Source organism: Flavobacterium sp. WG21, assembly GCF_000335775.1.
Taxonomy (GTDB): domain Bacteria; phylum Bacteroidota; class Bacteroidia; order Flavobacteriales; family Flavobacteriaceae; genus Flavobacterium; species Flavobacterium tructae.
The window spans coordinates 1-19371 of record NZ_AMYW01000002.1; the positions used below are offsets into that span (position 1 = coordinate 1).

Genomic DNA, 19371 nt, shown 5'->3' on the forward strand with positions numbered 1-19371 from the left:
GCGAATGGATTTTTTTATGGATAACCTTTGCAACTTTGTACCTCTGCAACTTTGCAACTTAGATCCTCAGAGCCTTAGCTCCTTAGAACCTTCTCACTACTCTTTCGCAGCAAGATATCTCTCAGCATCCAGAGCAGCCATACATCCTGTACCTGCAGCAGTAATAGCCTGACGGTATACGTGATCGGCAGCATCTCCGGCTACGAAAACACCTTCTACATTTGTTTTAGAAGTTCCCGGAACATTTACAATATAACCGGTTTCATCAAGTGTGATGTAATCTGCAAAAATATCTGTATTTGGTTTGTGACCAATAGCAACAAAAAATCCGGTTGCCGGAATGTCAAAAATTTCACCAGTCGTTTTGTTTTTTGCTTTTATAGCATGTACCACATTATCATCCCCTAAGACTTCAACGGTATCGTGGTTCATTAAAATTTCGATATTTTCAGTTTTACGAACGCGCTCTTCCATAATTTTTGAAGCTCTGAATTTCTCACTTCTTACCAACATCGTTACTTTTTTACAAAGTTTAGAAAGGTAATGTGCTTCTTCACAAGCTGAATCTCCAGCCCCTACAATAACCACTTCCTGATTACGGTAGAAGAATCCATCACAAACAGCACAAGCAGAAACTCCTCCACCCATTTGTAAATAATGCTGCTCTGAAGGCAGTCCTAAATATTTAGCCGAAGCTCCTGTAGAAATAATAACAGTCTCACAGTGTAATTCGATCGTATCGTTAATCCAAACTTTATGAATGTCTCCCGAAAAATCAACTTTTGTAGCCCATCCATCACGGATATCAGCACCAAAACGTTTTGCTTGTTCTTGTAATTGAATCATCATTTCCGGTCCGGTAACTCCATCCACATAACCCGGGAAATTTTCTACTTCATTCGTTGTAGTCAATTGACCCCCTGGCTGCATTCCCTGATATAAAACCGGATTCATATTTGCTCTGGCAGCATAAATAGCAGCAGTGTAACCCGCCGGACCTGAACCAATAATAAGGCATTTAATTTTTTCGATTGTATCTGACATAATATGATTGTATTATTAATTAATGGTCACAAAAATAAGTTTTTATTGTTGGAAAACGGAACAGATTAAATCAGTTTTAACTATTTCTCAATAGAGGCTTTAACCTCCGAAGGGAAATTAAAAATGGAAACAGAATACTCCTGCTTTAAAAAGCCAGCTTCTAATTACAGAAGGCTTTTTCCTTTTGACTATATTTGACCTTTAATAGTGCTCATTTTCAAAAACTTAACCATTTTATTTCAACACCTTAACAAACATCAAACCAATCTATTCTATCTTAAATTCTTATAAAATGTACCGTTAATACAAAATTATACCTTCAGGATATGACAACAAAAGAAAAGCTAATATGTCTAGTGCTGTTTATTTTTCAACTGATGCAGGCACAATCTTCGAAATCTGAAGAGATACGCTTTCTGGATTTCACTCCTATTATTGACGGAAAGCTAGATGACAAGCTGATAAGTCTTCAGAAAAAGGAATTCAACCATTTTTTTCAGTTTGACAATCCTGCGGTCACACCCACTAAAGTAAATTATCTGTTGGGATATACCGCAACACATCTTTATTTGTATATCGAAGCTAAAGCAGATAGTATTACTTATCGCGATAGAGGTTTTATCAATGGTGACGGCTTTAAATTACTTCTAGCAAAACGTCAAAATGATTCACTTACAGACGAATACTATGACATTGCTTTCTCCCCTTCTAAAGACAAAAAATACTGGGCCCGAAAACGAATTTGGGACTACAACCGAAACCAGAGCCATGGTAAAAAACTAAGTCGTGAAACCCGATATGAAGAAATCTCCGATAATGGCAAATGCGGTTTTGAGGTATTATTGGCATGGAAAGACGTATACCCTTATCATCCCTGGTTTTCTAAACCATTAGGATATAATCTGTATTTCGCAAAAGCCATACCAAACAACGCTGCAAATGGCTACTCGGTTGTTAAGGATGAAGGAATCTGGGATGAAGAAATTCCAAAAAGGAATTTCATGCCAATCGCTTTTGAAAAACCTAAAAAGGTCAATCAATCCATTATAACAGCTCAACTGACCAAAAGAAATATTCAGGCTGATGAACCTCTGCAATTAAACCTAATAACAATAGCAAAAACAGCTCTGAATAAAACCATTGATATTACTATCCAAAATGATTCTTCCAAAATATTTCCTGATAAAAAAATAAAGGTCAGTTTTAAGAACAAACTGCAGCATAAATTAGCCTCCTTTGACTCTCATAATCTAAAATCGGGTCATTATAATTTTCTCATTCGTTCAGCCTCTGATACAATTGCACAATACGATTTTGTCATTTTCCCTAAGTTTAACTTCGACAGCATTCGTTCACAAATTACCAGAAATCCATACCATTTACAGCAAGGTACTGTAAATACCCTGTTGTTTAAAACAAACGAAGTCCAACAGCATTTCAACAATTTGAAATCCTACGAAAACGGAAAAAATGTATTGAAAGAATATCTCCAATTTGAAACGGAATTGAATTCCTTTTTAAAAGGCAGTGATCCTTACAAAGGAATTGTAAAACCTTATCGAAGAGCCTTCCAATCAAAATACGATGCTACTTTTCAGCCCTACACCCTAAAATTACCGCAAGACTATAATCCTGCTAAAAAGTATCCTCTACTGGTTTTTCTTCATGGCAGCGGACAAGATGAACAAACCGTCTTGAACCAGGCAAGAAGCAACGGTAATTTTATTGAGATTGCTCCGTTTGCCAGAGATAGGTATAATTGTTATGATTCTGAAAGTTCGCAAAATGATATTATTGAAGCCATTGAAGATGTACTGCTACATTTTTCAGGTGATAAAAATAAAATCGTTATTGCCGGATTTTCGATGGGTGGTTACGGTGCTTTACGAACCTTTTATCAGCATCCTGAACTTTATAAAGGAGTAGCCGTATTTGCAGGCCATCCTGATTTGGCAAACGAGTGGCTGGGTGCAGGACATCCTAATTTTTTGGAGGATCAATTTCTGGTTTCTTTTTCAAAAACTCCCGTATTTGTTTATCATGGAAAAAAAGATGGAGCTTTACCCGTATCGGTCGCAGAAGAATTAATACAAAAACTAAAATCGAATGGAATTCCTGTCATCGGAAGAATAATTGAAGACAAAACCCACGAATACCCTGACGCGGAAACCAATAAAATCTACTTTGAATGGCTGACTAAAATCACAGAAAAGTAGTTACTGAAATTTACACAAAATCCGTAAAGCTTCAATGAACTTTACGGATTTTAAAATTTTTAAACTAGATCGTTGTTACCTTCGACAAATCGACTCCAACACCTTTGAGTGCTGCATAGGTTAATTTGTCCATCACCGCTCCGTCAAAACAAATGGTCTGAAGTGTCTTGTAATATCGGTTTGTCAATGCAAATGTCGGACGGAACGAAACATTTCTAAAAACCGCTCCTTTAAACGAAACTTTATTCAAGGCCGCATTAGAGAAGTTCACATCCATAAAAATATGTCCGTCAAGACAAAGCCCCGACAAATCTGAATATTTAAAATCAACCCCATTAAAGATGCAATCTATAAAGGTCATTTTTCGAAGATCAGATCTGGCTAGCTTTACATCAACCAATTCTGCATCCATAAACTTTACTCCGCTTAACTCTGAAGCACTGAATTCGGTGCGCACGAGAGTCGCCTTGATGAAACTGGCATTGGAAAGATCAAGTGCAGAAAAAGTACAATCTGTCAGATTCGCTCCGGTAAAATTAGCTTCACGCACATCACTACCCTTAAATACACTGCCGGTTAGATCGGCATTCGAAAAGTCACTGTCACGCAAATCACTTCCAACAAATTTTCTGTTGATCAGACTAACTCCCGCTAAGTCTGTTTTTGCAAGAGCACTGCCACTAAAATTTATCAATAATGGCCGCTCCGGTCTGTCAGAAGCATCCACTTCTTTAGATCCTTTTTGTTCCTCTACGTTAGTATCATTAATTACCTTAGAAATTGACGTACTTTCAGAAAATTGAAGATTTTCTGAAAAATAATTAAGATCTACGTTTAAAATTTCTGCAAGTCGGTCTAAAGTAGCAATATCCGGAAAGGATTCTCCACGTTCCCATTTCCCTACCGCCTGCGGACTGATAAATAAAAGTTGAGCAAGTTGCGCCTGAGACATGTTTTGCTCTTTTCGTGCTTTGGCAATCTTGTTGCCGATTTTGTTAGCTTTCATAAATACTATCTTTTGTGATACCGCAAAATTAGTTTGACCTATTCTCTGAAGCCTTAAAAATACCGCTCCTTATAGTTGTAATCACGCTACTTATAGTTGTATTTCGCAACTGAAGGTAGCCGGTAACAAATTTAAAGACTATACTCACCAAACAAACTGTAATGTTGCAAAAAAGTAAGAAGTAATTAAAGAATATTTTTTGTCCTGATAAAAAGTACTAAACCGTTTGAATATTTTCCACAATAAAACAAAACGGGTAAAAACAAAAAAATCTTTTCAAAGGACCGAAAAGACTTTTGTTGGGGTGCCCCGATTCGAACCTGCGGCCTTCCCGATTCCAATCGGGACGCGATAACAATTCAGCTATAGGATTTCAGTTTAAAGCAAAAAAAAAGTCTTTCCAAAAAATGAAAAGACTTTTGTCGGGGTGGCAGGATTCGAACCTGCGGCCTCCTGCTCCCAAAGCAGGCGCGATAACCGGGCTACGCTACACCCCGTAAGCGGGTGCAAAGATAGAACTATTTTTTACTTATCCAACAACAATTTTAAAAATATCCGTTTTTTTATTTTCAAAATAACTTCAAAATATAGAATATCAAACACTTCACTTTTCAATTAGCACAAAAAAAATATAAATATACCCTCAGATTAAAATATTACAACGATTCAGTCCTTTACATATACTTCATTTTAACACATAGTCTCATAAGTTCTGAACTTATTTAATGAAGGGATTTCACTTTATTTAAATACATCTCCCCCCCAATGCGAAAGAAATTTTTTCGCATTGCATTTTGTTTGGAGGTGCTATCCTTTTATTTTTCACAACCCGCCTTGTAAAAGATTTGAAAAAGAAAAATGAGCAGTAAAATTTACACCCACTTTTAATTCCCTTTTTCTGACTAAAGTAAGATTTTGTTCTTTTTAGACTAAAAGAAATCGAAAAATAGAACGAAATTTCGTTCCTGTTTTTTCATTATCGTTAAAATCAATTCCAGAAAACACGCACCATACAACGATTAACCGAAGATTCACAAATGTTAACAAAATAGATTTTCAGAAACCATAAATAATTGTATTTTTACGGTTCAAAATTCAGAAAATAAATGGGCAAAATCATTGCGATTGCTAATCAAAAAGGAGGCGTTGGAAAGACTACAACATCTGTAAATCTTGCAGCCTCATTAGGTGTTTTAGAAAAGAAAGTATTGTTGATCGATGCTGATCCACAAGCCAATGCTACATCTGGCCTTGGGATTGACGTAGAATCAGTTGAAGCCGGAACTTATCAAATCCTGGAACACAGTATAACACCAAAAGAAGCTGTTTTAAAATGTACATCTCCAAATGTCGATGTAATACCTGCACACATTGACCTTGTTGCCATCGAAATCGAATTGGTTGACAAAGAAAACAGAGAGTACATGCTTAAAAAAGCGTTAGAAAGCGTAAGAGACGAATATGACTTTATCATTATCGACTGTGCGCCTTCTCTAGGTTTATTAACCCTGAATGCTTTAACAGCTGCTGATTCTGTGGTTATCCCAATCCAATGCGAATATTTTGCACTTGAAGGATTAGGAAAATTATTGAACACCATAAAAAGTATTCAAAAAATACACAACCCGGATCTTGACATAGAAGGATTGTTACTAACCATGTACGATTCAAGATTACGTTTGTCTAATCAGGTTGTAGAAGAAGTTCAAAAACACTTTAATGATATGGTTTTTGATACCGTAATTCAACGAAATGTTAAACTGAGCGAGGCACCAAGTTTTGGAGAAAGCATCATTAATTATGACGCAACCAGTAAAGGAGCCGTTAATTACATTAATTTAGCTCAGGAGATTATAAAGAAAAACAGCAAATAGTTTTTATGACAAAAGCAATTAAAAAACAAGCCTTAGGAAGAGGATTATCAGCGTTATTAAAAGATCCGGAAAACGACATTACATCAGTAGAAGACAAAAATGCTGACAAGGTTGTTGGAAATATCATTGAGCTTGAAATAAGTGCTATCGAAATAAATCCATTTCAGCCCCGAAGCAATTTTAATGAAGAATCGTTACGCGAATTAGCCACCTCTATTAAAGAACTTGGTGTAATTCAACCTATTACTGTTCGTAAATTAGATTTCAACAAATATCAGCTAATCTCAGGAGAGCGTCGTTTACGTGCTTCGACCATAGTAGGCTTAACACATGTTCCTGCCTATATTCGTATTGCCAATGACAACGAATCATTGGTTATGGCTTTGGTTGAGAACATCCAGCGTCATGACTTAGATCCGATTGAAATTGCACTTTCCTATCAACGTCTGATTGACGAAATTCAACTGACACAGGAGCAAATGAGTGAGCGCGTTGGAAAAAAACGCTCTACAATTGCCAATTATTTACGTCTTTTAAAACTGGATCCGATCATTCAAACAGGTATCCGTGACGGTTTTATCAGTATGGGACACGGTAGAGCAATCATTAATATTGAAGACTTAGACATTCAGACTGATATCTACCAAAAAATAGTAAGTCAGAATTTATCTGTTCGTGAAACTGAGACTCTGGTAAAAAACTATCACGAAAGTTTAAAACCAAAAGTAGAAGGAAAACCTAAAGCAGAATCTTCTTTTGTGGTTAGAGAAACACAAAAAAACACTTTCAACGATTATTTTGGTTCGAAAGTTGATATAAAAGTCGCCGGCACGGGTAAAGGAAAAATCACCATTCCATTTGATTCTGAAGCCGACTTTAACAGAATAATAAAATTAATAAACGGATAGTGAATAAAATTGTCCCCATAAGTCTATTGTTCTTTCTCATAGGAACCGTTTCTCTTTTTGCTCAGGTAAAAAAAGACACGGTTTTGGTTGTTAAAGACACTAGCAAATTGCAGGAAATCGATCCTCTTACCCCTGCAAAAGCAGCATTCTACTCGGCAATTTTACCGGGTTTAGGTCAGGCATACAATAAAAAGTACTGGAAAATCCCTTTGGTCTACGGAGCGATTGGTACGAGTTTATACTTCTATCTTGACAACAACAAAAAATACCACGATTATCGCGAAGCTTACAAACGAAGACTGGAAGGCTACAATGACGATAAATATAAATTCCTCGACGACAGCAGACTTATTGCCGGTCAGAAATTTTATCAGCGAAACAGAGATTTATCACTATTATTTGTCGTTGGTTTTTATGCCTTAAACATTATCGACGCCAATGTTGACGCTGCACTGATTCAGTTTAACGTAAACGAAAGATTATCATTGCGCCCGGAAATTTACCCTGACGCTGTAACTTTCAAACCAAATGTTGGACTAACTTTTAATTACCACTTTTAAATAACTCCGGTTACTTGAATTTAAAAAAAAATACACGAAATGAAAATTGCGCTTTTAGGATACGGAAAAATGGGTAAAGTAATCGAGCGAATTGCTTTGGAAAGAGGTCATGAAATTGTTTTGAAAAAAGACGAATTCAGTACTTACGACGGACTTTCAACAGCCGATGTCGCGATCGATTTCAGCGTCCCTACTGCTGCCGTTGACAATATCTCCAATTGCTTTCATGCTAATGTACCTGTGGTTTCAGGAACTACAGGATGGCTAGAACACTATGACGAAATGATATCGCTTTGCAACGAAAAGAAGGGTGCTTTTATTTCGAGCTCTAACTTTAGTTTAGGGGTTAATATTTTCTTCGAACTGAACGAATACTTAGCTAAAATCATGTCTCAACTGGATTCGTATAAAGTTACGATGGAAGAAATTCATCATACACAAAAACTGGATGCCCCTAGCGGTACGGCAATTTCTTTAGCCAAAGGAGTTATCGAAAACAGCCAATACACCAATTGGACTCTGGACGAAGCAAAAAACAACGAAATTCATATTGAAGCTAAAAGAATAGGCGAAGTACCAGGAACCCATACTGTAACTTACGACTCCCCTGTAGACAGCATCGAATTAAAACACACTGCACACAACCGCGAAGGATTTGCTCTTGGAGCGGTAATCGCAGCAGAGTGGCTTGCCGGAAAAACGGGAATCTATTCTATGAAAGACGTATTAAATTTAAAATAAACAGTTAGGAAGGTTTAGGTAAAATTTTAAATTAAGTCCCGAACCTAAAACTTTAAATAAAATATTATGACACTATATCTTTGGTTTGTATTTTTCTTAGCCGTTCAGGTTATTCATTTTATCGGAACCTGGAAATTATATCAGGCTGCCGGAAGAAAAAGCTGGGAAGCTGCGATTCCGGTATACAATTCAATCGTTTTAATGAAAATAATCAGTCGTCCGACCTGGTGGACTTTATTGCTTTTCATTCCTATTATTAACCTGATTATGTTTCCGGTGGTTTGGGTGGAGACTTTAAGAACGTTTGGCAAAAAAACAACTTTAGATACTCTTTTAGGAATTTTCACTTTAGGTTTCTATATCTATTATGTTAGCTACACTCAAAAACTAGCATACAACGCTGACCGAAAATTAACTTCTGAAAATAAAGCAGGAGACACCCTGAGTTCTTTACTTTTTGCCGTTATCGTAGCAACATTGGTACATACTTATTTAGTACAGCCTTATACAATTCCTACTTCTTCTTTAGAAAAATCTTTATTGATTGGGGATTTTCTGTTTGTAAGTAAAGTAAATTATGGCCCAAGAGTCCCTATGACTACGGTTGCATTACCAATGGTACATGACTCTATTCCGTTTGTAAAACAAAGATCCTATTTGAAATGGCCACAATTGCCTTATTTCAGATTACCTGCTTTAGAAAAAATAAAACGAACTGATATTGTAGTTTTCAACTGGCCGGTAGATACGGTTCATTATTTTTATGAACCAAAAGGAAGACCGGGGGTTATCAAACCAATTGATAAAAAATCAAATTACGTAAAAAGATGCGTAGGTATTCCGGGAGACAGCTTATCGATTAAAGACGGATTTGTTTTCATTAACGGAAAAAAATTAGTTTTACCGGAAAGAGCAAAACCACAATATTCTTATTCCGTAGCCATAGACCCAAAAATTCCTATTGATTTTGAATCTTTGGTAAGAGAACTTGATATTACAGACGGAGCAGGATTTAAAAGCGAAAAAAGAGATACTCTTTATTTCAGAGCTTTGACTGAGGCAAGTGCAGAACGTCTGAAAAATACGCCTGGTATTACTGCCGTTACAAGAGAAATTGACCACGGAAATGACAACGCTATTTTCCCGCACATCAACAAATGGAATCAGGATAATTTTGGTCCGATTTATATTCCGGAAGCAGGGAAAACAGTTGCTTTAACCAATGAATCATTACCATTTTACAAAGACATCATCACCACTTATGAAGGAAACACTTTACAGCTGGATGGCTCTAAATTCTTAATCAACGGTAAACCTGCTACAACTTATACTTTTAAGCAGAATTACTATTGGATGATGGGAGACAACCGTCACAACTCTGAAGATAGCCGCTACTGGGGTTACGTTCCGGAAAATCACATTGTAGGGAAACCGGTTTTCATCTGGATGAGCTGGGATACTAACGGTAAAGGAATCAACAAAATTCGTTGGAGCAGAGTTTTCACAACTGTTGATGGTGAAGGACAACCACAATCTTACTTTAAGTATTTCTTGTTTATTCTTGCAGCCTATTTCGTTGGAGAATATTTCTGGAAAAAAAGAAAACAAAACAAAGCATAAATAAAAAAAGTTATTTTTGTTTCAGGTTTCAAGTTTCAGGTTCACTCACAACCTGAAACTTGAAACCTGAAACTTTTAAAGCAATTAAAGATGAACTCTCTTTTACTTCCTACTTATTTTCCATCGATCAGCCACTTTGCAGTTATGGCACAATCTGAAAATATTACTTTTGAAATGGAAGATAATTTTCAGAAACAAACTAACAGAAACCGTACCTACATCTATAGCCCGAACGGAATTCAGTTACTAAATATACCGGTTAAACATTCGAAATCAGGTCATCAGAAAACAAAAGATGTTATCATCGAGAATGAATTTGACTGGCAAAAACAGCATTTCAAATCATTGGAAGCTGCCTACAGAAGTTCTCCTTTTTTTGAGTTCTTTGAAGATGATATTCGTCCTGTTTTTGAAAAACAGCACACTTTTTTAATGGATTTAAATCTGGAAGTTCTGGACATCACCACTAAATGTCTGCGCATGAAATTAGAATTCAGCAAAACCACCGAGTATTTTCATGAGGTAGAAAATATCTCCGATTTCAGGGTTTTGGCTAACGGAAAAAAAGACCTTAATTCATTTGAAAAATACACTCAGGTTTTTGACGATAAACATGGTTTTATCAACAATTTAAGTGTTTTGGATTTACTTTTTAATGAGGGTAAATTTGCTATGGATTATTTGAAAACACAAAAACTACTGGTTTAAAGGTTAACCGCAAAGCACGCAAGGTTTTACGCAAAGTTCGCAGAGTTTATTATCATAGCTTTGCGAACTTTGCGTTTATATAAAATCTGACAATTAAAAATCCTAGCGCACTTTGCGGTTAAACTATCCAGAGAACCTGAATCCCCTTTTCTTTTTAATTTATTTCGGCCTTATCGTTAAGTGCTTTTAAGTCAAGCCATCTTGATAATGTTTCCATGATTCGCTTCTTATCACTCTCCGGAAAATCCTTCACTCTTGTAGTGTGACTCCCCCCGGGAAGAACCATTTTTAATGCATCTAATTTGGAATCAGGTGTTGGAGCGCACGAGTACCAGGTGTCGTAACCACCATAGATGTACAAAATTTTGCTGCCTTTATTTTCTACATATTTTCGTACGTCTCTAATGTATTTCGGATTGTATTTTATAGCCACTCCTTTAGGTGCAAATCGATCATTGGAAGTACTTTTTACCACTTGAAGCAAATCGGCAACCGGAGAAAAATCAAATCCATAGTACCCCAATTCTTTTAAATGTTGATAATAGGACGGCAAATAATGAAAATACATCTTATCGTTATAAGTTCTTACGCCTGAAACCTCATCCAGATAGGCAAACAGCTCTTTCGGGCTCGCTGTTACTGACGGAATGGCCTCGCATTTTCCTCCCCATTGCCAAAAAGAAAAAGGAAATTCTAAAACTGCATATTCTAATGCTTCAGCGAAAGGAACTTCGGCAAAAGTCATTTTCTTTTCTTCTGCATATTGTTTAAACTCCTTTAAAACGGCTTCTCTATTTTCTAAAACTGCTCTCTGAAAGGCTGTAATTTTAGCCCTGCATTCTGCTGTCCCCACTGTTTTAGTATGCTCTACCGTTCGGGGATCTTCCTGAGTATTAATTAACGGTGCCACATAAGGCATTGCCACATCAACATCATCTGGATATTTTGATTTGTAAATCAAAGCTGTTTCACCACCTTTACTTATTCCGGTCGAAATCCATTTTCCCGTATACAACTGCTTCAGTTTTGTTACAAGATTGTGGTAATCGGCGATAGCCTGATCGTTTGTTAAATATTCCCATGGAAGTGGTTCCGGTCGCGACTTTCCATAAAAGCGGTATTCGACTGCAATCTGATTAGCGTTTAACAGTTTACTCACCTCACTTTTGATATTATTGGTATTGTAACCATGAGTTTCAATAACCATTGGGTTATTAAAATTCAAATGTGAGAGGTAAACATAATGCTTGAAAGTTCCTTTTTGCGGATTTTTGTGATCTAAAGGTTCGTCTAAAATCAATTGGTATGACTCTGCATAACCTTCCAAATTTTCTATGGTTGTGATTTCGGCTTTTGGAAACAATACCGTGAGCTTCTGGTACAAATCTGATTTATTCTGCGCTGACACAAAATACGAACTCAGAACAACACACAGTAGCAATACTAAACGCTGTATACTTTTCATTTTTTAAGTTTTAATTGATCTTTAAAAATACAGGCATTACAACCCAAAATCCAATAGTATATTACCCTTAAATTATTCTATTTTATCTACTTTAAGTTAAAATACCACTATCCCAAAATATTGGCTTATTTTTAATCCAGAAAAACAACAAAAAACTATTAACCTTAAAACAACAAATATGACCATTGGAGTTGGCGGATCTAACGCAATTGCAGAATTAGAAAAAATACAAAACATGACCCTGAATGTAAAACCCATTCAGCCGGAGGAATACCAAATGCGCATTCAGAAAGCGGCGTCGCTTATGAAAACAGCAGGTTTTAAATCGTTATTCGTGAACGCAGGAACCAATTTATACTATTTTACCGGAACCAAATGGAATCCCTCTGAAAGAATGGTTGGAGCCTTATTGTTTGAAGACGGCAGCCTGGAATATATTGTTCCAAAATTTGAGGAAGGTACTTTTAGAAAATTCATGCAAATTGAAGGGCATTTAAATTGCTGGGAAGAACACGAATCGCCATCTGTTTTATTTGGAAAGATCCTGGAGACCAAAGGCATAAACAACGGTAAAATTGCACTGGACGAATCTGCCGGATATTTTTTAGTTGATGCTATCGTAAAAGCCAATCCAAATTACGAATTCGAAAATTCCCAACCGGTTACAACTGGCTGTCGTATTCAGAAATCAGCAAATGAAATTGCGATCATCCAACAAGCTAAAGAAATTACGATGGTGGTTCAACGTGCCGCTGCACGTATTTTGTATCCGGGTATAAAAGCCGAAATGGTTGTCGATTTTATCAATCAGGCACATATCAAAGCGGGAATTGCTTCAGGTTCTTACTTTTGTATTGTGTTGTTTGCCGATGATTCTCAATATCCTCATGGGGTTACTACTCCTCAGGATTTAAAAGATAACGATGTTGTACTTATTGATACAGGCTGTCGTTTGGAAGGTTACCTGTCTGATATCACCAGAACTTATGTGTACGGAACTCCAACAGAAGCACACATCAAAATCTGGAATTTAGAAAAGGCTGCACAAAAAGCTGCTTTTGATGCCGCACAATTAGGAGCAACCTGCGGTTCGGTCGATGATGCCGCACGTAAAGTAATTGCAGCAGGCGGTTTGAGTGCCGATTACGAATTGCCTGGATTACCTCATCGCGTGGGTCACGGAACAGGATTAGATATTCACGAACATCCGTATTTGGTAAGAGGCAATACTACTGTTTTGCAAGAAGGAATGGTAGTAAGTAACGAACCTATGCTTTGCATCCCGGGTCAATTCGGGATTCGTCATGAAGATCATTTTTATATGACCGCCGAAGGTCCAAAATGGTTCACTACTCCAATGCACAGTATTGATAATCCGTTTGGGATTGGTATCAATTAAGCTGTATTTAATTTTAAAAAGCATAAAAAAAGGGAAACAATATCGTTTCCCTTTTCTTCTTTACAAACCAAATTATTTATTTAACCAATAACTTTTTAGTATCTGTGAAGCTTCCATCTGTAGCTACCACTATATAAACTCCTTTTCTAAGACGGTTTACCGGATAAGAAAGTGTGTTTTTTACAATGTCAATAACATTTCCTGTACTGTCGTAGATGGTAATTTTAGTATCCGCCAGGTTTAAATTAGCGAAGTTGAAATTAACCACATCCGAAGCCGGATTAGGATACATCGTAAATGATTTTGTAAAATCAGTCTGATCTGCTCCTGCACTTCCATTTTGTAAATCGATGGTCAACGGAGCGCTCCAGTTACTTGCATCAGTTGCATTTTTAGCTCTAACTCTAAACTGATAAACGGTTTGTGTACCTTGTTTCGGAACCCATAAATAATAGGTTGTGGAAGTTCCGAAAGTGGTCCAGCCTGTAGTAGCATTATTCAACTGCACTTCATAACTTGTAGCATTCGCCACTGTATTCCATGAAGCATAAAATCCGGATGAATACACTCCTGAATTCCCAATATTGGTTGGTGTCGGCAAAGTTGTCGGATTAGGTGCTGTACCTGCAACGACTGTATAATCTTCGACATCACCATCTCCAATGTTTCCACAAGCTAACGGGTTCGAATAATATTTCATTACAATACGCATTCTGGTCGTTCCCGTAAACGCAATTGGTGTAAAACTACCTGTAGCTGTTCCGGTAGAAGAAATTCCGTCAATCACTTTTTCAGAAGCATCAAAAACATTGTTTTTATTGTAATCGATCCACACTCCCCAATATTCTAAATAAGATCCTCCGGAGAAACCTGCTGCCAGACTTACACTTGTTGCTGTTCCCGGAGTTACGGTCACGGTTTTAGAAGTAAGATTGGCATAGCCGCCTGCATCTTTACCGGATGTATTGGTGAAACTTCCAATAGTTACTGAATTGATGTATTCGTAATTATTATTCCCCTGAGCAGTACAATACGCTGAGCCTGCCGTAAGAGTGGCTGTAACCTCATTAGAATAAGCGGAGTAAATGCTGTTTGCTTTTGCACGTACTCTGTATTTATAAGTACTTCCGGCTGTCAAACCTGTGTTGGTATAAGTAACTGCTGTACTTGCTAATGTTGTGATCTCGGCAAAAACATTATCTGCTCCTGCTCTTTCTACCACAATGTTTGTCGCATTAGTTGCGTTGTTCACCCATGTCAATTGTGCTTGTAAACTGGTATTGTTCACTGTAGCTGTCAGACTTGAAGGTGCCAAAACGGTTACTGGTGCCTGAGTTCCGGCCTGAATGGATTCGTTTGGTTTCGTATTGTAAGCATAGTCCAAAACGGAATAACCAACTCCACCCGCTTCTACTTTAACATGCATCCAGCCATAGCATGTACGCCCTCTGCTTTTATATTCAAAACCGATATAACCTGTTTGATTGTCCCAGGCTGTATAACTTGCCGTTCTTAAATCTAACTGATCCGGATATGCCGCTCCAGGGGTTACAAAATTACTTGAAGCACCAATTGTAGTTCCCTCTGTAATTAAACTAATGTTACGTGTACCTGCAGGTCCTACCAGTCTTTTACCATAAGTTTCTACTTTTAAAGCGGCAGCGGCAAACTGCCATGCTCCATACTCCGTATTATCTCCAATTCCTAAATCAAAATACTGCCAGGTTTGGGCTGCCGAAGCAACATAATCAGGATTGTTTACATAGAAAACTCCGTAAGGCGCATCAAATTTCAAATTGATTGTTTTTGATGACATATCAAGAGTTGCAATTCCGCCAGTGATTGCAGCATCTTTAAAGGTAATCGTCACAGCAGCATCATTTGCAGGTAGATGTGCGGTTGCTTTTCCGGTAAAGGAAACCACAACTTTATTATTTCCCTGAAGCGTCAGTACAGCGGTTAATCCTGAAGGAACTCCTGTAATCGTATAATCAGTTCCGGCTGTTAAAGTTCCTGTGCTTTTTGTAAAAGTTCCATTGTTAGTAGACAACGAAATTGTACTGGTCGTGGTAACACCACCGTCATTTGCCTCTGCCTCGTACAGTATACTTTCTGATAGAACAACGGCCGTTTTGTTAGTCACACCGGTATAAATAGAGGCATTGGGTTGTGTATTATAGGCATATTCAGAAATGGTGTAACCGTCTCCATTTGCCGCAACACTTATTTTGAACCAGCCATAGCAAGGTAATCCATCGATTTTGTATTCAAAACCTACATATCCGGATTTTCCATCCCAAGCGGTATAACTCGCTGTTCTTAAATCTAATTGATTTGGGTATGCTCCCGGAGCGGTCATATTACTTGTCGGGCCAACTGCGGTGTTTTGTGCTAATAAGGTAATGTTTCGGCTGCCACTCTCACAAGTTAATCTTTTGCCATAAGTTTCAATTTTTAGTGCATTGGCCGCATAACGCCAACCTCCGAATGAAGTGTCGTCTCCTTTTGCAATATCAAAAAACTTCCAGACTAAATTTGAGGAAATGTTAATATCCGGCATGTCTACAAAGAAGATTCCATAAGGATCCGTAAATCTTAAATTGTAAAACAAAGCAGTACAAGACAATCCTGTGGTTCCTCCTGTAAATGCCGCAGGTAAAATGTTATTCCGGCAGTTGTATTTTGCGCTGCCGCGTGATTTGTCGCTTTTCCTGAAAGTGTTACTGTCACCTGACCATTTGAATTTACAGTAACAACTGGTGTGATTCCGGCTGGAAAAGTATGTGTAAAATGAGTTCCGGCTAACAAAGTTCCTGAACTTAGTGCAAAAGTTTTTCCTCCGCTTAAAGTTACCACTGAGGCTGTATCAAAAGATCCATCATTGATAATGGCTTCTTTAAAAGTAGTTCCGGTTGCCACTAAACTGCTTTCAGTCGTGTTCACTCCGGTGTCAATTAAGTTTTGAGGCTGCCAGAGTGTGATCCTTGCCGGATGCTGCAATGCAGCCAGCATTCTGTCAATCTGACCTTGGGTGTACATTTTGTAACAGCCTTGTGCTCCATTGTACCCCATGTAGTTTTCTATATTTACTTTATCTCCTGTACAATTGGTTCCCGGTGTACAAGCCAAGGTGTGCTGACCGTCTTCTGCAGGGGTGTCGGCAACTTCATCTGTGCCGGAGCAGCCTCCTTCGAAAGTATGAATAAGGTTTAAGAAATGTCCGAATTCATGTGTAAGGGTTGCTGAAAATTCTTTGCTGTAGGAGTTGTCGTAAAGGTAAGCTCCATTAAAAACGACACGTGCTGTATTATTGGCCGTCATACCAGAATCAGGATACCATGCAACTCCTGAATTGTTAAAAACTCCTTCGTTATACAAATCGTTCTGAATGTAAACGTTCATATATTTTTTATTGTCCCAGGCATCGGCAGCAATCTGATCATCGTAGCCACCGCCATTTCCGTAACCGTTTTTAGCCGCATGGAAAACAACTCCTGTCGTACATCCGCCATTAGGATCTTTTTTTGCCAGTTTAAATTCGATGTTTAATGTTCCTCTTCTTGCTTGAAAAAAGGGCTCAACTGTTTGGTAGTCGGCATTCCTGCCATTGAAATCGTCATTTAGTTGAGCCAAATGATTGACAATTTTTTCATAGGTAATGGTTTTTCCGCTTTGAACGTCTCCATAAATATGGAAAACCACGGGGATAACATAAGTAGGTGTTGCTGCTGTTTTTGAAGTTTTGCTTTTACGCTGGAGGGTAAATGTTTTGGTAAAGGCTTCAAAATCTTTTTTTTCCTGAAGTGATTTGGGGCTATTCCGATACACTTTAGCGTTTTCTTCTGTCGTCCGGCAAGGAAGTCCCTGCGCGCTCATTTTCCCTATCGAAAAAACAAGCATTAATACTAGTAGTTTTGTTTTCATTTTTTTTGGGTTAATTTGTTGCCACCAAATTTACCAGCATAGCTTCTATTTTACTGATACTATGTTATTTAAAAACAATATATAATTAACAACTTTTTAACTTTAAAAAAACACATAATTAAAAAATAAACCAAATAAATCAAGTATTCACGAACAAAATGGATTGTTTTTTAAACAAAACAAAACCGAGACTTCGACTTCGCTCAGTCGGACAATGGTATTCAATAAGTAAAACTTGAACTTCGTTCAGTCGGACAATGTAATTCAATAAACACTTCGACTTCGCTCAGTCGGACAATGTAATTCAATAAATAAGACCTGAACTTCACTCAGTCCGACAATGGGATTCAATAAACACTTCGGCTTCGCTCAGTCGGACAATGGGATTAAACAAAAAAACCGGAACCTAATTAAAGGCCCCGGTTAAAAACAGGAAAACTAATTCAAATTAAAATTTATCCCAGAAAATTTTTGTAGTCATTAAATCTCCTCCTATTGCAGCAGAGGCAGCTTCATAATTTTCTTTATTTAAGGTTTTATCAAAAAGAGAGTAAATAGTACGAACCGGTACTTTTCCTTTTGCCGCATCAACAGCAGTTGAAGGGGCTAACAATACAGGAAAATCTAATCTTCTGTATTCTGTCCAGGCTTCAAATCCTCTATTGTAATAAGCAATCCAAAGCTGGTAAGCGATTTTTTCTTTTGTCGTTCCGGCAGCAGTTGCAAAGTCAACATCGGTTCTGCTCAAATAAGTTTGCGCATCAGCACTCGCAACTCCCCAGAAATTCATACTGGCCAAAATTCCTTTTTTATAATATTCTTCCGAAGTTCCTCCTACGCTAAATCCTCTGTTTGCAGCATCTGCCAAAAGGAAACAGGTTTCGGTGTAGTCAAAAATTACTCCCGGGTTTGTTTTTTCTTTCAATCTTGATCCCATGTTTGAGAAATCACCATAACTTACTTGTTTGGCATAAGGAGCTCCTTTATAATTTCCTTGCTTTTTAGAATTTGGATTAAAGAATATATCACGTCTTGGGTCATTTTTTCCATTTAACTGATTCACAAAATATTCAGTCGGGATAGTTTGACTTTCGTTTACCAGAGTATCATACAACGGATTCATGTCTACAAGTGATGAAAAATACTGGAACAATGCTGTTTGATCTTCACTGGTCATTACGCCTGAATTGTAAGCACTTTCTACTATTGCTTTTGCTTTAGCAGGCTCAATGTCTGCAAGGTGTAATCCCAATTTTAATTTCACACTATTCGCTAATGTTTTCCATTTTGCCACATCGCCTTTGTAAATTAAATCGGCTTTACCAAAGCTCTCTTTACTGCCGTCCATAGCAGCAATAGCAGCATCTAATCTGGCAGCCAGATCTAAATAAATGGTTTTGGCATCATCGTATTTTGGATAAGGATATAGGTTAATATCCAAAGCTTCACTGTAAGGCACGTTTCCAAATAAATCTACAAGCGCCTGATACGCCATCACAATCTGAACGTCAAGTACTGCTATTTTGTTTTTCTTAATAGCAGTATCAACAGCTCCTAAAGCTTCTTTGCTCTTTATGTCTTTTTGCGCGTTTACCAAATCCTGCAAAACGTCTCTGTATAACAACGTTGAAAGAGAGCTTCCTAAATTTCTTCTTTCCATATTGTAGTTCACCTCATCGGTATAGGTTGTGGTAGACCAATATTGAGCATAACCTCTAAAATTATTGCTGTTTACTGAAGCATTGGTCAGGAAGAACGCATAATTTACCTGCGCATTGGTCATGAGCGCCCCCGGCAAAACGGTGGTATATGCTTTTTTATCCTGATTTAAATCTTCTAAGTTATCACAAGAGGCTACCGAAAGTAAAATGGCTCCTGCAAAAAATATCGTTTTTACTATTTTCAT

The 19371-nt window shown here is 37.5% G+C and carries 14 protein-coding genes and 1 tRNA gene; 8 read left to right on the top strand and 7 right to left on the bottom strand.

Features of this window, described 5'->3' with window-relative positions; genetic code table 11:
• Nucleotides 1–96: 96 nt before the first annotated feature.
• Complete coding sequence (gene trxB / locus C245_RS0101545) at nucleotides 97–1044, bottom strand: thioredoxin-disulfide reductase (protein ID WP_017494826.1); 948 nt, start codon at nucleotides 1042–1044, stop codon at nucleotides 97–99.
• A gap of 326 nt (nucleotides 1045–1370) precedes the next feature.
• Between trxB and C245_RS0101550 the strand changes: the two genes are divergently transcribed.
• Complete coding sequence (locus C245_RS0101550) at nucleotides 1371–3260, top strand: prolyl oligopeptidase family serine peptidase (protein ID WP_081603499.1); 1890 nt, start codon at nucleotides 1371–1373, stop codon at nucleotides 3258–3260.
• Nucleotides 3261–3324: 64 nt separating this feature from the next.
• Here the strand turns inward: C245_RS0101550 and C245_RS0101555 are convergent, their stop codons facing one another.
• A complete protein-coding gene (locus C245_RS0101555) occupies nucleotides 3325–4266 on the bottom strand; it encodes a pentapeptide repeat-containing protein (RefSeq protein WP_017494828.1) in 942 nt (313 codons plus the stop codon).
• A gap of 422 nt (nucleotides 4267–4688) precedes the next feature.
• Nucleotides 4689–4763 (bottom strand) — tRNA-Pro (locus tag C245_RS0101560).
• 609 nt (nucleotides 4764–5372) lie between these two features.
• On the opposite strand from C245_RS0101560, the gene C245_RS0101565 reads away from it, so the two are divergent.
• From C245_RS0101565 to C245_RS0101590, 6 genes are all read left to right on the top strand, one after another.
• Entirely contained in the window at nucleotides 5373–6140 is a 768-nt protein-coding gene (locus tag C245_RS0101565; RefSeq protein ID WP_017494829.1) for a ParA family protein, read from the top strand.
• Nucleotides 6141–6145: 5 nt separating this feature from the next.
• Nucleotides 6146–7048 (top strand): ParB/RepB/Spo0J family partition protein, encoded by a 903-nt coding sequence (locus C245_RS0101570; RefSeq protein ID WP_017494830.1) that lies wholly within the window; start codon nucleotides 6146–6148, stop codon nucleotides 7046–7048.
• On the top strand, nucleotides 7048–7608 hold the full coding sequence (locus tag C245_RS0101575; RefSeq protein WP_051041425.1) for a DUF5683 domain-containing protein: 561 nt from the start codon (nucleotides 7048–7050) through the stop codon (nucleotides 7606–7608). The genes C245_RS0101570 and C245_RS0101575 overlap by 1 nt, the downstream gene beginning before the upstream one ends.
• A 39-nt stretch (nucleotides 7609–7647) precedes the next feature.
• Entirely contained in the window at nucleotides 7648–8349 is a 702-nt protein-coding gene (gene dapB / locus C245_RS0101580) for a 4-hydroxy-tetrahydrodipicolinate reductase (protein WP_017494832.1), read from the top strand.
• A gap of 66 nt (nucleotides 8350–8415) precedes the next feature.
• On the top strand, nucleotides 8416–9969 hold the full coding sequence (gene lepB, locus C245_RS0101585) for a signal peptidase I (RefSeq protein WP_017494833.1): 1554 nt from the start codon (nucleotides 8416–8418) through the stop codon (nucleotides 9967–9969).
• Nucleotides 9970–10059: 90 nt separating this feature from the next.
• Entirely contained in the window at nucleotides 10060–10677 is a 618-nt protein-coding gene (locus C245_RS0101590) for a WbqC family protein (protein ID WP_026109802.1), read from the top strand.
• Nucleotides 10678–10831: 154 nt separating this feature from the next.
• Here C245_RS0101590 and C245_RS0101595 read toward each other — a convergent pair whose 3' ends face one another.
• Nucleotides 10832–12142, bottom strand: coding sequence for a S28 family serine protease (locus C245_RS0101595; RefSeq protein WP_017494835.1), 1311 nt, complete (start codon nucleotides 12140–12142; stop codon nucleotides 10832–10834).
• 178 nt (nucleotides 12143–12320) lie between these two features.
• Here C245_RS0101595 and C245_RS0101600 point away from each other — a divergent pair, with 178 nt between their 5' ends.
• Nucleotides 12321–13541, top strand: coding sequence for a Xaa-Pro peptidase family protein (locus C245_RS0101600; protein ID WP_017494836.1), 1221 nt, complete (start codon nucleotides 12321–12323; stop codon nucleotides 13539–13541).
• Between the two features lie 76 nt (nucleotides 13542–13617).
• On the opposite strand, the gene C245_RS0101605 is transcribed toward C245_RS0101600, so the two are convergent.
• From C245_RS0101605 to C245_RS0101615, 3 genes are all read right to left on the bottom strand, one after another.
• Nucleotides 13618–16167 carry a GEVED domain-containing protein gene (locus C245_RS0101605; protein WP_198288035.1) on the bottom strand — a complete coding sequence of 850 codons (2550 nt, stop codon included), beginning with the start codon at nucleotides 16165–16167 and terminating at the stop codon, nucleotides 13618–13620.
• Nucleotides 16137–17465 carry a M43 family zinc metalloprotease gene (locus C245_RS22585; protein ID WP_017494838.1) on the bottom strand — a complete coding sequence of 443 codons (1329 nt, stop codon included), beginning with the start codon at nucleotides 17463–17465 and terminating at the stop codon, nucleotides 16137–16139. Before C245_RS22585 ends, C245_RS0101605 begins: the two co-directional genes overlap by 31 nt.
• Before the next feature lie 448 nt (nucleotides 17466–17913).
• A complete protein-coding gene (locus C245_RS0101615; RefSeq protein WP_017494839.1) occupies nucleotides 17914–19371 on the bottom strand; it encodes a SusD/RagB family nutrient-binding outer membrane lipoprotein in 1458 nt (485 codons plus the stop codon).

Bases quoted from the DNA above. Each gene is read 5' to 3' on its own strand.
- trxB (WP_017494826.1), bottom strand. From the start codon at position 1,044: ATGTCAGATACAATCGAAAAAATTAAATGCCTTATTATTGGTTCAGGT.
- C245_RS0101550 (WP_081603499.1), top strand. From the start codon at position 1,371: ATGACAACAAAAGAAAAGCTAATATGTCTAGTGCTGTTTATTTTTCAA.
- C245_RS0101555 (WP_017494828.1), bottom strand. From the start codon at position 4,266: ATGAAAGCTAACAAAATCGGCAACAAGATTGCCAAAGCACGAAAAGAG.
- C245_RS0101565 (WP_017494829.1), top strand. From the start codon at position 5,373: ATGGGCAAAATCATTGCGATTGCTAATCAAAAAGGAGGCGTTGGAAAG.
- C245_RS0101570 (WP_017494830.1), top strand. From the start codon at position 6,146: ATGACAAAAGCAATTAAAAAACAAGCCTTAGGAAGAGGATTATCAGCG.
- dapB (WP_017494832.1), top strand. From the start codon at position 7,648: ATGAAAATTGCGCTTTTAGGATACGGAAAAATGGGTAAAGTAATCGAG.
- lepB (WP_017494833.1), top strand. From the start codon at position 8,416: ATGACACTATATCTTTGGTTTGTATTTTTCTTAGCCGTTCAGGTTATT.
- C245_RS0101590 (WP_026109802.1), top strand. From the start codon at position 10,060: ATGAACTCTCTTTTACTTCCTACTTATTTTCCATCGATCAGCCACTTT.
- C245_RS0101595 (WP_017494835.1), bottom strand. From the start codon at position 12,142: ATGAAAAGTATACAGCGTTTAGTATTGCTACTGTGTGTTGTTCTGAGT.
- C245_RS0101600 (WP_017494836.1), top strand. From the start codon at position 12,321: ATGACCATTGGAGTTGGCGGATCTAACGCAATTGCAGAATTAGAAAAA.
- C245_RS22585 (WP_017494838.1), bottom strand. From the start codon at position 17,465: ATGAAAACAAAACTACTAGTATTAATGCTTGTTTTTTCGATAGGGAAA.
- C245_RS0101615 (WP_017494839.1), bottom strand. From the start codon at position 19,371: ATGAAAATAGTAAAAACGATATTTTTTGCAGGAGCCATTTTACTTTCG.